Below are 14,346 nucleotides of genomic sequence, written 5' to 3'. Positions count from 1 at the left end.
GGCCCAGAGCGCCCCGCCGCCCCCACCCGTCACCGTCGCCAAGCCGGTCGTTCGCGATGTCATCGATAGCGACGAGTTCATCGGCCGGTTCGAGCCGGTCGACGAAGTCTCCGTTCGTTCGCGCGTCGGTGGTTACCTGCAGGAAATCCATTTTCAGGACGGCGCATTGGTCAAGCAGGGCGACCTGCTCTTCGTCATCGATCAGCGGCCGTTCGTAACCGCGCTCAATCAGGCAAAGGCGACACTCGAATCGGCGCAATCCACCCTGGTCTTTGCCGATGCGCAGTATAAGCGCACGCAATCTCTTGCTTCGAGCGGCAGCCAGTCGGCGCAGACGCTGGATGATCGCCGCCGCGAATTCGATTCGGCCGAGGCCAATGTCCGCGGCGCACAGGCCGCAGCCGATCGCGCGTCTCTCGACATGGAATATACCGAGATTAAGGCGCCACTCAGCGGCCGCATCGACCGCCGGCTAATCTCGGCCGGCAACCTGGTGCAGACCGATCAGACTGTGCTGACGACTATTGTTTCGCTCGACCCGATCGATTTCTATTTCGACGTCGATGAGCGCCGCCTGCTGAATTTCGCCGACACGGCGCGCAAACTGGGCAAGGATCTTCAGCAGGGTGGCGGCGGCCTGGATGTATCCGTCACGATCTCGGATCCCAATGCCAAACCTTTCAAGGGAAAGCTCGATTTCGCCGAGAACCGGGTCGACAATGAGAGCGGCACCATTCGTCTGCGTGCCCGCTTCCCCAACCCCGATCTCGTCCTTCAGCCCGGCCTCTTCGGTCGCATACAGGTCGAAGCCTCCAACACCTACCAGGCCATTCTCGTCCCCGACGAGGCCATCGGCTCGGACCAGAATGAGCGCGTCGTCTATGTCGTCGCCGAAGACGGCACGGTGTCGACCAAGCCCGTAAGGCCCGGACCGCGGCTCTATGGCTACCGCGTCATACGCGAGGGCCTCGACGGCACCGAGACGATCATCGTCAACGGCCTGATGCGCGCCCGGCCGGGTGCAAAGATCACGCCTCAGATGACCGAACTGCCGCCGGAACGGCAGGACACTGCGCCCGAAACCGCCGGCGCGGAGAACGGACAATGAGATTTGCTCATTTTTTCGTAGACCGGCCGATCTTTGCGGCGGTCATCTCGATCCTTTTTCTCGTCGTCGGCAGCATTGCCTATACGCAATTGCCGGTATCGCAGTATCCCGAGATCGCACCCCCGACCATCGTCGTGCGCACCTCTTATCCGGGTGCCGACCCGCAGACGATCGCCGATACCGTTTCGACGCCGCTTGAACAACAGATCAACGGCGTCGAAGACATGCTTTACATGTCATCCTACTCCAGCGCCGACGGCGCCATGTCGCTGACGATCACCTTCAAGCTCGGCACCGATCTCGACAAGGTCCAGGTGCTTGTCCAGAACCGCGTTTCCATCGCCCTTCCCCGTCTTCCCGAGGAAGTCCAGCGGCTTGGCGTCACCACCGACAAAAGCTCGCCTGATCTGATGATGGTGGTGCACCTGCTGTCGCCGTCGCATCGCTATGACCAGCTTTACGTCTCGAACTATGCCCGCAACCGCATTCGCGACGTTCTCGTTCGCCTTGACGGCGTCGGCGACGTGCAGCTCTTCGGCGAGCGCCAGTATTCGATGCGAATCTGGCTGGACCCGGAAAAGCTCTCCGCCTACGGGATGACATCCGACGACGTCGTCGCTGCGCTGAGAGATCAGAATGTCCAGGTTTCAGGCGGCAAGATCGGGGCCCCACCCGTCACCGGCAAGAATGCGTTCGAATATACGGTGCGAACGGACGGACGCTTCTCCGACGTGCGCGAATTCCGATATGTCATTGTGAAATCGACGACATCGGGCCGGCTCGTGCAATTGCAGGATGTCGCCCGCATCGAGCTCGGTGCACAGGATTACGTCACCAACAGCTATCTCAACAACGATCCCGCGGTTGCTCTCGGCATCTTCGCCCGGCCGGGAACCAACGCCCTGGACACCGCCCATCAGGTCCAGACCATCATGAAGGACCTCTCGCAGAATTTTCCTCAAGGCCTGGAATATCGCATCGTCTATGACACGACCGAATTCATCTCGGATTCGATCACCGAGGTCTATCGAACTATCGCCGAAGCGGCCATCCTGGTGGCGATTGTCGTTCTCGTTTTCCTGCAATCCTGGCGAACCGCGATCATTCCGATCATTGCCATCCCGGTATCGCTGATCGGCACCTTCGCCGTTCTGCTGGCGTTCGGCTTTTCGCTCAACATGCTCACCCTGTTCGGCCTCGTGCTGGCAATCGGTATCGTCGTCGACGACGCGATCGTGGTGGTGGAAAACGTCGAGCGCAATCTGGCGCGCGGGATGACGCCGAAGCAGGCGTCCCATGTCACGATGGACGAAGTCGGAACCGCCGTCGTCGCCATCTCCCTGGTACTGATCGCCGTGTTCGTACCGACAGCCTTCATTCCAGGCATCTCCGGCCAGTTCTACCGACAGTTCGCGGTCACGATCGCTGTCACCACCGCAATTTCCGCATTGAATTCCCTGACGCTTTCGCCTGCCCTCGCAGGCATATTGCTGAAGACTCATGACCATGAAACCAAGCGCACGAATGTCGCATCCCGTCTGGGAAGAGGGCTGGCAAACGGCTTCAACCATGGATTCGATCGGCTGAGCTCCGGCTATTCATGGACCGTTCGGCATCTGGTCAGCAGTTGGATAGGCTTGACCGCCGCGATGGTCACCTTCGTCTGCCTGCTCGGCGCGACCTGGTATATGGGCACGAAAGTTCCCGCGGGCTTCATCCCGACCATGGACCAGGGTTACGCCATCATCGTCATCCAGCTTCCTGATGGAGCCTCGCTTGCGCGTACCGATGCCGTCGTCAAGCAGGTGGGCGAAATCGCCCGCACCGTGCCCGGCGTCGGCAATGCCGTGCAATTTGCCGGCTTCAGCGGGGCAACGTTCACCAATGCCTCGAATGCCGGCGTCGTCTTCGTTCCGTTCAAATCCTTTGCCGAACGTGAAGAAGGCGGCGAGAACGCCAACAAGATCATCGGCGAGCTTTTCGGCAAGCTGCAAAGCATCCAGGAAGCCTTCATCATTGCCATCCCGCCGCCATCCGTGCGGGGCGTCGGCAACTCCGGCGGCTTCAAGATGCAGATTTCCGATCTCGAAAACGCCGATATGACGCGCGTGCTCGGCCTCGCCCGGCAGATGATGGGTGCGGCAGCGACGACCGAGGGTTTGACGGGCGTCTTTACGACATTCTCCGATGCAAGCCCGCAATACTTCCTGGCGATCGACCGCGACAAGGCGCGTTTCCTGAATGTGCCGATCCCCAATATCTTCAACGCGCTTTCCATCAATCTCGGCGTCGCCTACGTCAACGATTTCAATGCGTTCGGCCGCGTCTACCAGGTTCGCGCCCAGGCCGACCGGCAATATCGCATGGACAGGGAAGACATCCTTGCCCTGAAGGTCCGGTCGGCGACCGGCGCGCTGGTTCCGCTTGGAACCTTGATGGACATCCAGGACGCCAGCGGCCCGGCGCTTGTCCAGCGCTACAACATGTACGTCTCGGTGCCGCTTCAGGGCAATCCGACGCCCGGCACGTCGACGGGCGATGCCATCGCCAAGATGGAGGCCTTGGCGGCGAAGATCCTGCCGCAGGGGACGACCTTCGAATGGACCGAACTCGCCTATCAGGAGACCCACACAGGTAACACCGCCATCTACATCTTCGCCCTGTCCGTCGTCTTCGTCTTCCTGGCGCTGGCGGCACAATATGAAAGCTGGGTTCTGCCGCTCGCGATCATTCTCATCGTCCCGCTTGCGGTGCTTGCGGCGCTGATCGGGGTCTCGCTAAGGGGAATGGACAACAATGTCCTGACTCAGATCGGTCTGATCGTCCTGATCGGCCTTGCAGCCAAGAACGCCATTCTGATCGTCGAGTTCGCCAGGCAGGCGGAAGACGAGGGCAAGTCGCCGGTGGAGGCGGCCATCGAGGCCAGCCATCTTCGCCTGCGCCCGATCCTGATGACGGCATTCGCCTTCATCTTCGGTGTTCTGCCGCTTGCCATCGCCACCGGCCCCGGCGCCGAAATGCGCCAGTCGCTTGGCACCGCCGTCTTCTCGGGCATGCTCGGCGTGACGATCTTCGGCCTGTTCCTGACGCCGGTCTTCTACGTCGTGCTACGCGGCTGGCGCCGTAAACGGCCGGCCACTGTGGAACCAGCGAAGACAGAGCCGGTCGAGGAAGGGGTCGCCTGAGACGATCCTAGAGCCTTTCCGGGTTAGATTGCAGCATTCTGCCGGAGCAGGTTTTCGTCAGGGCAGAGGCGATTGGCGACGGGCATACCCCTAGGTACGTCCGAGCCGATCGCCTTTGATCCTGGCGGAAAGATGCCCGGCCCTTCGGGTTGGCTGAAACGGGCCGGCTGATCGACCGGCCGGCTTGGCCGTAGAGCTTGGCTACGACGCGCGCCGGCCGGTCGACCATCCGACTCCGTTTGAGCCAACAGAATGCTTCAATCTAAACCGGAAAGGCTCTAGCGGCTGAGGAAACGGAAGTCAGGTCGAAAACAGATGCACTCGGCCTTGCCACAAGCGAGCGACGGTGAGTTTGCCGCTGCGATAGGCGCGCGTATCGATGTTGAGCCGCCTCGGCCGTATGTCGGGTTCATCATTCGGCGTATGACCGTGAACGACGAGTTTGGGCAACGGCACCCGGCTTTCGAGAAACCGCTGGCGGATGAGGACCAGATCCTCGTCCGTCTGCTTGCCGAGCGGCAACTTCGGATTGATGCCGGCATGCACGAAAATCACGCTAGGCGTCTCCAGCATGACCGGCATTGCCCGCATGAAATCGATATGCGTCCGCGGCAACGAATGACGAATGAAGGCATCGAGCTTCGCGCCGGAGGGGAAGATCAGTGGCAGATGCTCCGGATCGAGGCCATAGGATTTGAGCAGCTCCGCCGACCCCATCTGCATCCAATCATCATAGGAGGCCCAGCCGTCGATATAGTCGAGCATGGCGATTTCGTGATTGCCGGCAAGGCAGATGCGATCGAATCCGTCCGGCGGCGGCTCCATCAGATGGGCAATGACCTGTGCCGATTCCGGGCCGCGGTCGATATAGTCGCCGAGCGTGACGAGCAGCTTTCGCCCGGGCAGCCGCGCGCCGTCACGCAGGATCGCCTCCTCGGCTTTCACAAGCAGGTCGTACCGGCCGTGAATATCGCCGATCGCATAGGTTGGGATAGCGGCAATATCCAGCGTCAGACGCGGTCTCGGCTGGCGTGCCATTTTCGAAACCTCGCTGTTGCGAGCACGAGAGTCGCTCATCATATTTCTCAAGGAAGCCCCACACCCTAAGTAGAGTAAAGGACAAGGCAATCAAGCTGGTAAGAAAATCCAAACCATTCGGGTTTTGTAGAAAAACCGGCCTTATCATTCGAGGGGCAATCCCTCACTCCTGTATCCGTCGAGAAAAGAGTGACCGATGGGAACGGTATCGCAGTTTCATCAGAGCCTCAGGCCTCCCGCGCATCGCATCGAAAGCGAAGAGGAGGCGATATCCACGGCCCGCGACCTCGCCGCCGCATTCCGGCATCAGGCGAGCGAGCGTGATATCAACCGCATCCTGCCCTTTGCCGAGCTTGATGCGCTGTCTGTATCGGGGCTGACGGCAATCACTGTTCCGCCAGACCATGAAGGGCTCGACGTGTCGAACGCCCTGCTCGCCGAAATCGTTGCGATCATCGCCGAGGGCGATGCCTCGATCGGCGAGGCGCTGGAAAGTCATTTTTCTGCGCTGGAAACGCTCCGCATTCAAGCTTCCGAGGATTTGAAGGCATCGCTGTTTGCCCGTGTGCTGCTCGGCGACAGCTTCGCGGGCGCCGCCTTCACCGACGGCACCGAACTGACTGCCGAAGGTCCAGGCTACCGCCTGAGCGGGCGCACGTGGCAGGCGCCCGGTATTCTATTCGCCGACTGGATCGCCGCTGCCGCCACCGCTCCTCCCAGCCGCCCGGTGACGCTCTACCTCGCACGCGGTGAAGAAGGCGTGCAGGTGGTCGATGATTGGGACGGCTTCGGCCAGCGCACCAATGGATCGGCGACGGCGATCGTCGGAATGCTTCATGTCAATGCCGATGCGATTGCGCCTGCCCCCTCCTCCGGACATTCGACCGGCATCTCGCTCGGCCTGCTGCTCAAGGCGGGCGTCAGCCTGGGCATCGCCCGGGCCGCATGGAGCGACCTGATGACCGCAATTGGCGATCGCAGCACGACCGTCCTTCCCCGGATCGGCGAACGCGCCATCCGCATCGAAGCAACGGCGGCAACCTTGGAACGGGCTGGCCGCAAACTCGACATTGCCCAGGTCAATCCTGTGGAGGCCGCGATGGCCGACGCGCATTTCTCCGCCTCGGCGGCCGCGATCCTTGCCGGGGAAACGGCGCTCGACACCGCAAATGCGCTGTTCGAACTTGCAGGGGAAACATCGGCGGGCATCGGCCTCAATCTCGACCGCCATTGGCGCAATGCCCGCATTCACGCGCTATCGCTGGCGCGGGATAAGTTGCTGCACACCGCAGGTGAATATAGGTCGAAGCCCGGCAGCACCTAATTCAGCTGGCGGCGGAGATCGGGAATTGTTCCTTGGCGCCGTCGATACGGCCGCCGTCGGCGACGAACTGCTCGAGGGTCATATTGTCGAGAATGGCGGCGATCGCGTCCCGAACATCGGTCATCGAGCGCCGCACCTGACAGGTTTCCGGATCGGCACAGTCGTCGCAGGCCTCGTAAGCCGTACGGCTGGCGCAGCGGATCGGCGCTAAGGGCCCGTCGAGCGTGCGGATGACATGGCCGATGCGGATTTCGGTTGCCGGCCGCGACAGGGAATAGCCGCCGCCCGGCCCCTTCTTCGAGCGCAGGATGCCGACATTGCGCAGTTCGAGCAGGATCGTATCGAGAAACTTCTTCGGGATATTGTTGCGGGCCGCGATGTCGTTGATGAAGGCGGTCTCACCCGGCGCCAGCCGCGCCAGGTCGACCAGCGCCTTCAGCCCGTATTTTCCCTTTTTCGTCAGCATCGTCGTCGCCTTGTAGAAATCGCAGTATTTATCCTGCCAATAGCAGGCAAATAGCGTCAAAAGCGTGAACATACAACAAAATAGCTATTATTTATAGCTTGTATCGGCAACGTCCACAGGCTCGCGCGGCAGCCTGAGAAGGACCGGCCGCCGCGCATCTTGTCAGCCGGCTCAGTTAGATCGTCTTCAGCATGCCGCCATCGACGAAATAGGTCGAGCCGATGCAATAGCTCGCACGCTCCGAACTCAGGAAGACGAAGACGTTGGCTAGCTCCTCGGGCGTGCCGAAGCGTTTGGAGGCGGCGTGCTCGTTGGCGACGCTCTGCAGGTAGCCTTCCCAGTTGCCGCCGGTTTCCGCCGTCAATTGCTTGGCGGTCTTGATCCAGTCGGGCGTCAGGATCAGGCCGGCATTGACGCAGTTGACGCGGATATTGTCCTTGATGAGCTCGGTCGAAAGCGTCTTCGAAAACATCATCAGCGCCGACTTGCTGACATTGTAGATCGGCTCGTACCAGAGCGGCTGGACGGCGCAGATCGAGGCATTGTGCAGGATCACCCCGCCGCCGCGTTGCTTCATCTGCGGCGCGATGCCGCGCGCCAGCCGCACGGCGGCCATCACATGCAGGTCCCAATAGTCCTGCCACTTCTCGTCGGGCGCCTCCATCACCGTCTCGTTCGATCCGGTGCCGGCATTGTTGATGAGGATATCGGCGCCACCTTTTTCGGCCGCCGCCGCGATGATCGCCTCGGTTCCCGCAACCGTCGCCACATCGGCCGCGACAGCGGCGGCGCTGACGCCGTACTTCTCGGCGATCCGGGCGGCCTCCGCCTCGAGCCTTTCGCCGCCACGGGCTGCCAGCACAAGGTCGGCGCCCTCAGCCGCCAATCCCTCGGCGATCGCCAGCCCGATACCAACCGACGCACCGGTTATGACGGCAGTCTTTCCCTTCAATCCGAGATCCATATCTTCCTCCACAAACGGCCGGAGATCCCGGCCTGATGTGCTGAGTGTTCCGCCAATGAGCCCCGGGCGTCAAGCGCCTGCACTCCTCTTGCGGCAGGCGCCGATCTGTCGCATGCCTGCATCAACAGATGGGAGGAGTTTTCATGCGACGTTATTCAGCCTGCATAGAGTGGTTGTTTGCCGAAGAGGGCGACAGCTTTCCCGATCGCATCCGCCGCGCCCATGCGGCCGGCCTGACAGCGATCGAATTCTGGCGCTGGACCGGCAAGGATCTGGATGCGATCGAAGCGGCGCTGAAGGAAACCGGTCTTGCCGTCTCCAGCCTTGTCGCCGAACCGATGATCGCGCTGACCGACGCCGCCAACCGGCAGACCTGGCTGAAAGGCCTTGCCGAATCCGTCAGTGTCGCGAAGCGTCTCGGCGCGCCGGTGCTGATTGCCCAGGCGGGCGACGATCTCCCAGGCTTGACCCGCGAAGAACAGCGCCGGGCACTCACCGAAACGCTGAGAGCCGGCGCCGATATCCTCAAAGGCAGCGGTGTGCGTCTCGGCGTCGAGCCGCTCAACATCCGCATCGACCATGTCGGCTATTTCCTCGATTCGACCAGCGAAGGTCTCGACATCATCGATGTCGTCGCTCGTCCCGAGATCCGTATCGTCTACGATATCTACCATTCCGCCGTGATGGACGAGCGCACCGAGGAGGTGCTGAACGGCCGTCTCGACCGTATCATCCATGTCCATGTCGCCGATCATCCCGGCCGCAACGAACCGGGCTCCGGCGATATCGACCTTGCCCGACGCCTCGGCTGGATCTTTGCCAACGGTTATGACGGCGCCGTCGGTCTGGAATACCGGCCGACCAGGCCCGGCGCGGACGCGGTCAAGGCCGCGATTGCTTCGCTCGGCGGTTAAACCTCGGCGGCATCGACGCTTGCCGCCGCCTTGCAGGGTCCGGCCGAGCGGCGCTCGATAATGCGCGAGGCAATCATGATGCGCCGCGCCGGCATGCCCGGCAGGCGCGGATTTTCGATGCGCTCAAGCAAAAGCCGCAGCCCGACCGCCCCACATTCCTGCCCCTCCATCCTCACCGTCGTCAGCGCCGGTGAGATCTGCGTTGCCGGCGAGTAGTCGCCGAACCCGACGACCGAAATATCGTCGGGAATGCGGTATCCCTGACCGAGCAATTCGGAAACCACGGTCAGCGCCAGCCCGTCATGGGCGCAGAAAAAAGCCGTCGGGCGGATGCCTTTTTCCACGAGCGCCCGGAAGGCCGCGCTGAAGCCATTCTCTTCGTCGAACTGCATAACATGAAGCGCAACGTCAGGATAACGTTCGGCGATTTCGCGCGCGCCGTAGTGCCGCTCTTGGCGCCCCCGCAGGCCTGGCATGCCATAGACGTAAACAATGGACCGATGGCCGAGCCCGACCAGATACTCCACCACCGCCTGCCCTGCCTCATGGTCGGTGCCGCCGACATGGTCGATCTGTTCGAGCGCATCGACCCAGCCGAAACGCACGATCGGAACGCCGGTGGCACTTACCGCCGCCACGGCCTCACGGGCATGCGGGCCGACGAGCATCAGCCCGTCGCAAGTGCGCGCCAGCTCCTCCAACTGGCCGGAATCATGGGTCCAGCGTACGCGCAGCGTCATGCCAAGCCGATGAGCCTCGCGCTGCACACCGTTCTGCACCTGCATATAGAGCTCACTGTTGACGGCATCGAGATCGTGAAAGACAACCGCGACCTCGCCGGTGGAGCCCTGCCCGGCGGGCTTGGTATAGCCGAGGCGCTGCGCCGTCTCGCGGATCAGCGCGCGCGTTTCCTCGCTGACGCCGCTCTTGCCGGCAAGCGAGCGCGAGACCGCATATTTCGACAGGCCGACCTCCCGCGCGATCGTCTGCAATGTAACCCGGCCCCTGCTTCCCACGTGGCACCTCGCCGTTCGATTGATGCGCGCTGGCTATGCAATCGCGCCGGTAAAGCAAATTATACACTAACGTAAACATAACGCTTTACCTAACAATATCCAAATGTAATCTTTTCCCCATCCAAACCCCACAGCAAAAATAATGATAAGGGCACGGATTTTTTGGAGGAGATCCCCTATGATCAAGCTGAAACGACGTGCGTTTCTGGCCGGGACATCGGCCGCCCTGATATTGCCGGCCCTGCCGGTTTTCGCCGCTGACTTCAAGGAAGCGGATATCCTGAAAACGAAGGTGTCGAGCGGCGCCCTGCCGGGCCTGAAGGACCGGCTTCCTGAAAATCCGCTCGTCGTCAAACCGGTCGAAAGCGTCGGCAAGTACGGTGGCGACTGGAACATGGCGCTGGTCGGCGGCGGGTCGCTGTCGATGCTGTTTCGCTACCAGGCTTATGAACCGCTGTTGCGCTACACCCCCGACTGGTCAGGCGTGACGCTGAATGTCGCCGAGTCCTTTGAGGGCGATGCCGACTCCAAGGTCTATACGATCCGCCTGCGCAAGGGCATGAAATGGTCGGACGGCCATCCCTACACCACCGCCGACATCAAGTTCTGGTACGACACCGTTTTCACCGACAAGCGCGTCGCCTTTGTCGGTCAGGATCACTGGAAGTCCGGCGGCAAGCCGGCCAAGCTGGAGATCGTCGACGAACAGACCTTCAAGGTCATCTTCGACAAGCCGAACGGCCTGTTCCCACTGCAGGTCGCCTGGGCAAACAACGACCAGACGACGCGCACGCCGAAACATTATCTCGAGCAGTTCCACATCGACTTCAATCCGAAGGCCGATGAACTCGCCAAACAACGCGGCTTCGAAAGCTGGATCGCCTCCTTCCAGGCGGCCGCCGGTTTCCAGGACGACAACGCCTTCTTCCTGAACTCCTCGAAGAAGCCGTGCGTGCATGCCTGGATGTTCACGATAGCGCCCGGCGAAAACACCGAACGCGCCGTTGCCGAACGCAATCCCTACTATTGGAAGGTCGACACCGAGGGCAACCAGCTGCCTTATATGGACCGTATCGTCTACCAGATGGTCGCCGACCCGCAGGTTTTGCTGCTGAAGGCCATGCAGGGCGAAGTCGACCTGATGGACCAGTATATCGCCACGCCGAACAACAAGTCGGTTCTCTACGATGCGCGTGAGCAGGGCGGCTATGATTTCTACACGCTGACTTCGACTGAAGCCAATGTGATGAATTTCATCTTCAACCTGAACCACAATGACGAGACCAAGCGGAAGCTCTTCCGGAACAAGGATTTCCGTGCGGCACTCTCGACAGCACTCGACCGGCAGTCGCTGATCGATGCTGTGCTCGTCGGCCAGGGGGCGCCTGCCCAGGCATCGATCAAGAAGGAAGACCCGCTCTACAATGAGCAGCTCGCCACGCAGTTCACGGCCTATGACGTCGACAAGGCGAATGCCATGCTCGATGAGATCGTGCCGAAGCGCGACGACCAGAACTTCCGCCTCGACGAAAAAGGCCGCCGCCTGACGATCATCTTCGAGATCGACCAGGCGCGCGCCGTCTTCCTCGATCTCTTCCAGCTGGTGATCCCGATGTTCCAGGCGGTCGGCATCGATGCGCAGATGCGCTCGATGGACCGTTCGCTCTGGGAGACGCGCGTCCGCCAGGGCCGTGATTTCGATGCGACCGCCCACCAGTTCGGCGCAAATGGCGGCGTCGCCGCCATGCTCGACCCGCGCTATTACGTGCCGACCGATGCCAACGCCATGTATGCCCCGGCCTGGCAACTCTGGTATCGCGACCGCGCCAATGCCAATGCCGAGGAACCGCCGGAAAGCACGAAGAGCCAGCTTGCGCTCTACGACAAGCTGAAGGCCACTTCCGACGCATCAGGCCAGCGCGAGGTCATGAAGCAGATCCTGCAAGGCGCCGCCGACAACTTCTATGTCTTCGGCATCTCGCTGCCGCCTGATGGATACGGCATCGTCAAGAACAACATGAAGAACATCACGAAGATCATGCCGAACTCCTTCGGCTGGCCGACGCCCGCTCCGACCATGCCGGAGCAGTTCTACAAGGTCTGAAGACCTTTTATCCCAGGAGCCCAATTAGGTGCCGGCCCCCGCCGGTTGGCGCCGAGGCCCTGCTTTTGCCAATGATTGGATGAAGACGATGCTCGATGCCAGGAAACAGAATACCCACACGCTGAGGACGCCGGACTGGTTCAAGACGGCGACCCGCTGGACTCAGCTGACCTTCGTGGAAGACGATCCGGAGAAATACGACCCGGCCTTCTGGATCGATGTCTTCAAACGCACGAAATCGAACGCGATCTGCCTCAGTGCCGGCGGCTATATCGCCTATTATCCGAGCGAAGTCCCTTACCACTATGTGAGCAAGTATCTCGGCGACAAGGATATCTTCGGCGCGCTCGTCGATGCCGCCCGCAAGCTCGACATGCATGTCATGGCCCGCGTCGACCCGCATGCGATCCATGACGATGCCGCAAAAGCCCATCCGGAATGGGTGATGATCAATGCCGACGGCACGCCCCGCCGCCACTGGGCCTATCCCGATGTCTGGGTGACCAATGCCTATGGCGACTACAACACCGCCTTCATGCCTGAGGTGGTCAAGGAGATCGTCCGCAAATACGATATCGACGCAGTCTTCGCCAATCGCTGGCAGGGCCACGGCGTCGATTATAGCGAAGACAGCGCCCGCCGCTTCAAGGACATTGCCGGCCACGCCCTGCCTGTAAAACCCGATGCCGAGGATCCGGCCTGGCAGGCCTGGGTGCAGTGGCGCCGCCGCGTGCTCACCGACATGATCGTGCAATGGGACGATGCTGTAAAAGCGATCCGCCCACATGCGAGCTTCATTCCGAACATGGGCGGCGCGTCGCTGATGGAATTCGACCTCTCGGTCATCGCCAGGCATTGCCCCTTCCTCGTCGTCGACCATCAGGGCCGCAAGGGGCTCGAGCTCGGCTGGTCGGCTGGCCGCAACGGCAAGCGCATCCGCGCCACCTTCCCCGACCGTCCGGTCGTGCTGATCACCTCGATCGGCCCGGAGGAGGAATATCGCTGGAAGGATGCCGTCACCTCGGGCGAGGAGATGCAGCTCTGGATCAACGACGGCACTGCCCACGGCCTCTATGCCTGGTTCACCAAATTCAACGGTGTCGTGCCCGACAAACGCTGGGTCGAGCCGGTGGCCGACGCATTCGGCCTGCAGGCAGCCGTCGAGCCGGTGCTGGAAAGCATGAAGCCGACCGCCGAAATCGCCGTGGTCGATCCCTCGACGACACTTCGCCACTGGGCGCCGGAAGAGCGGCATTCCGCCGAGAAACACGATCTCGGTCTCTATCACGCCCTCGTCGAAGCCCGGCTGCCCTTCGAGCTGCTCTCGGACCAGGTGCTGACCGAGGAAAACCTCAACCGCTTCAAACTGATCATTCTCGCCAACGCTTCCTGCCTTTCGGATGCGCAGAACGCGGCGATCCGCGCCTATGTCGATCGCGGCGGCAGCGTCATCGCCTCTTACGAGACGTCGCTGCGTGACGAATTCGGCAAGAAGCGTGACGAATTCGGTCTGGCCGACGTGCTCGGCGCCAGATACGTCTCTGGCCCGCGCGGCATCGTCAAGAACACCTATGTCGCCCTTTCCGGCGATCACCCGATCAATCGGGGCTTCGACGGCGCCGAACGCATCATGGGCGGCACCCGCCTGATCCACGCCGAACCGTCGGCCGATGCGAAGACGCCCTTCCTCTATGTCCCCGATTTTCCCGATCTGCCGATGGAAGAGGTCTATCCGCGCGAGGCCCCGAAAGATGCTGCCGTAATCGCCCGCGAGACCGGCAAGGGCGGACGCACGATTTACATCCCCTGGAACATCGGCGAGATCTTCTGGGAGGTCTTTGCCGTCGACCACGCCCGTCTCATCGCCAACGCCGTCCATTGGGCACTCGGCAAGACGCCGCGCGTCACCGTCAAGGGCAAGGGCGTCGTCGATCTGGCGCTGCGCGAAAACGATGAGGGTCTGGCGCTCAGCCTATTCAACCTCACCAACCCGATGATGATGAAAGGCCCGATCCGCGACAATTACCCTCTGGCAGCGCAGACCGTTTCGGTGGAGATTCCGGAGGGCCGATCGGTGGCGAAGGCTTGGCTCGTCGTTGCCGACCGCGCCGCAAGCTTCAGTGTGAAGGATGGACGCGCGCAGGTGGAGGTGCCTGGCATCGATCGGCTGGAGGTCCTGCATCTCACCTGGAAATGAGGTGACGCGCGACGGAGGAGCGCTTTCGGC

General features: G+C 61.6%; 10 protein-coding genes. 6 read left to right on the top strand and 4 right to left on the bottom strand.

Annotated features, from left to right (window positions below):
* A partial coding sequence (locus HFO71_RS34035) for an efflux RND transporter periplasmic adaptor subunit (RefSeq protein ID WP_131666151.1) occupies window positions 1-1,108 on the top strand: 1,108 nt, incomplete at its 5' end.
* The gene (locus HFO71_RS34030; RefSeq protein WP_168287793.1) at window positions 1,105-4,293 is read left to right on the top strand and encodes an efflux RND transporter permease subunit; all 3,189 of its coding nucleotides are present in this window, start codon (window positions 1,105-1,107) and stop codon (window positions 4,291-4,293) included. The genes HFO71_RS34035 and HFO71_RS34030, both read left to right, overlap by 4 nt.
* A 300-nt stretch (window positions 4,294-4,593) precedes the next feature.
* On the opposite strand, the gene HFO71_RS34025 is transcribed toward HFO71_RS34030, so the two are convergent.
* Window positions 4,594-5,370 (bottom strand): metallophosphoesterase family protein, encoded by a 777-nt coding sequence (locus HFO71_RS34025; RefSeq protein WP_183594433.1) that lies wholly within the window; start codon window positions 5,368-5,370, stop codon window positions 4,594-4,596.
* A gap of 157 nt (window positions 5,371-5,527) precedes the next feature.
* Between HFO71_RS34025 and HFO71_RS34020 the strand changes: the two genes are divergently transcribed.
* On the top strand, window positions 5,528-6,655 hold the full coding sequence (locus HFO71_RS34020) for a monooxygenase (protein ID WP_221989040.1): 1,128 nt from the start codon (window positions 5,528-5,530) through the stop codon (window positions 6,653-6,655).
* Between the two features lies 1 nt (window position 6,656).
* On the opposite strand, the gene HFO71_RS34015 is transcribed toward HFO71_RS34020, so the two are convergent.
* Together HFO71_RS34015 and HFO71_RS34010 are read right to left on the bottom strand one after the other, a co-directional pair.
* Window positions 6,657-7,121, bottom strand: a complete 465-nt coding sequence (locus HFO71_RS34015) for an RrF2 family transcriptional regulator (RefSeq protein WP_003542434.1) — start codon at window positions 7,119-7,121, stop codon at window positions 6,657-6,659.
* Window positions 7,122-7,296: 175 nt separating this feature from the next.
* Window positions 7,297-8,085, bottom strand: a complete 789-nt coding sequence (locus HFO71_RS34010; RefSeq protein WP_025395731.1) for an SDR family NAD(P)-dependent oxidoreductase — start codon at window positions 8,083-8,085, stop codon at window positions 7,297-7,299.
* 143 nt (window positions 8,086-8,228) lie between these two features.
* Here HFO71_RS34010 and HFO71_RS34005 point away from each other — a divergent pair, with 143 nt between their 5' ends.
* Window positions 8,229-8,999, top strand: a complete 771-nt coding sequence (locus tag HFO71_RS34005; RefSeq protein WP_168257769.1) for a TIM barrel protein — start codon at window positions 8,229-8,231, stop codon at window positions 8,997-8,999.
* Here HFO71_RS34005 and HFO71_RS34000 read toward each other — a convergent pair.
* Entirely contained in the window at window positions 8,996-10,015 is a 1,020-nt protein-coding gene (locus tag HFO71_RS34000) for a LacI family DNA-binding transcriptional regulator (protein WP_131666157.1), read from the bottom strand. The two genes, HFO71_RS34005 and HFO71_RS34000, sit on opposite strands and share 4 nt — an antisense overlap.
* Before the next feature lie 178 nt (window positions 10,016-10,193).
* Here HFO71_RS34000 and HFO71_RS33995 point away from each other — a divergent pair, with 178 nt between their 5' ends.
* A complete protein-coding gene (locus HFO71_RS33995) occupies window positions 10,194-12,119 on the top strand; it encodes an ABC transporter substrate-binding protein (RefSeq protein WP_131666158.1) in 1,926 nt (641 codons plus the stop codon).
* An 88-nt stretch (window positions 12,120-12,207) separates the two neighbouring features.
* On the top strand, window positions 12,208-14,316 hold the full coding sequence (locus tag HFO71_RS33990; RefSeq protein ID WP_132613873.1) for a family 10 glycosylhydrolase: 2,109 nt from the start codon (window positions 12,208-12,210) through the stop codon (window positions 14,314-14,316).
* Window positions 14,317-14,346 lie beyond the last annotated feature (30 nt).

The organism is Rhizobium laguerreae, from assembly GCF_019778565.1.
In the GTDB taxonomy this organism is placed as follows: Bacteria; Pseudomonadota; Alphaproteobacteria; order Rhizobiales; family Rhizobiaceae; genus Rhizobium; species Rhizobium laguerreae.
The sequence above is the reverse complement of the archived record's forward strand: the minus strand, read 5'-3'. Positions and strand labels throughout refer to the sequence as shown.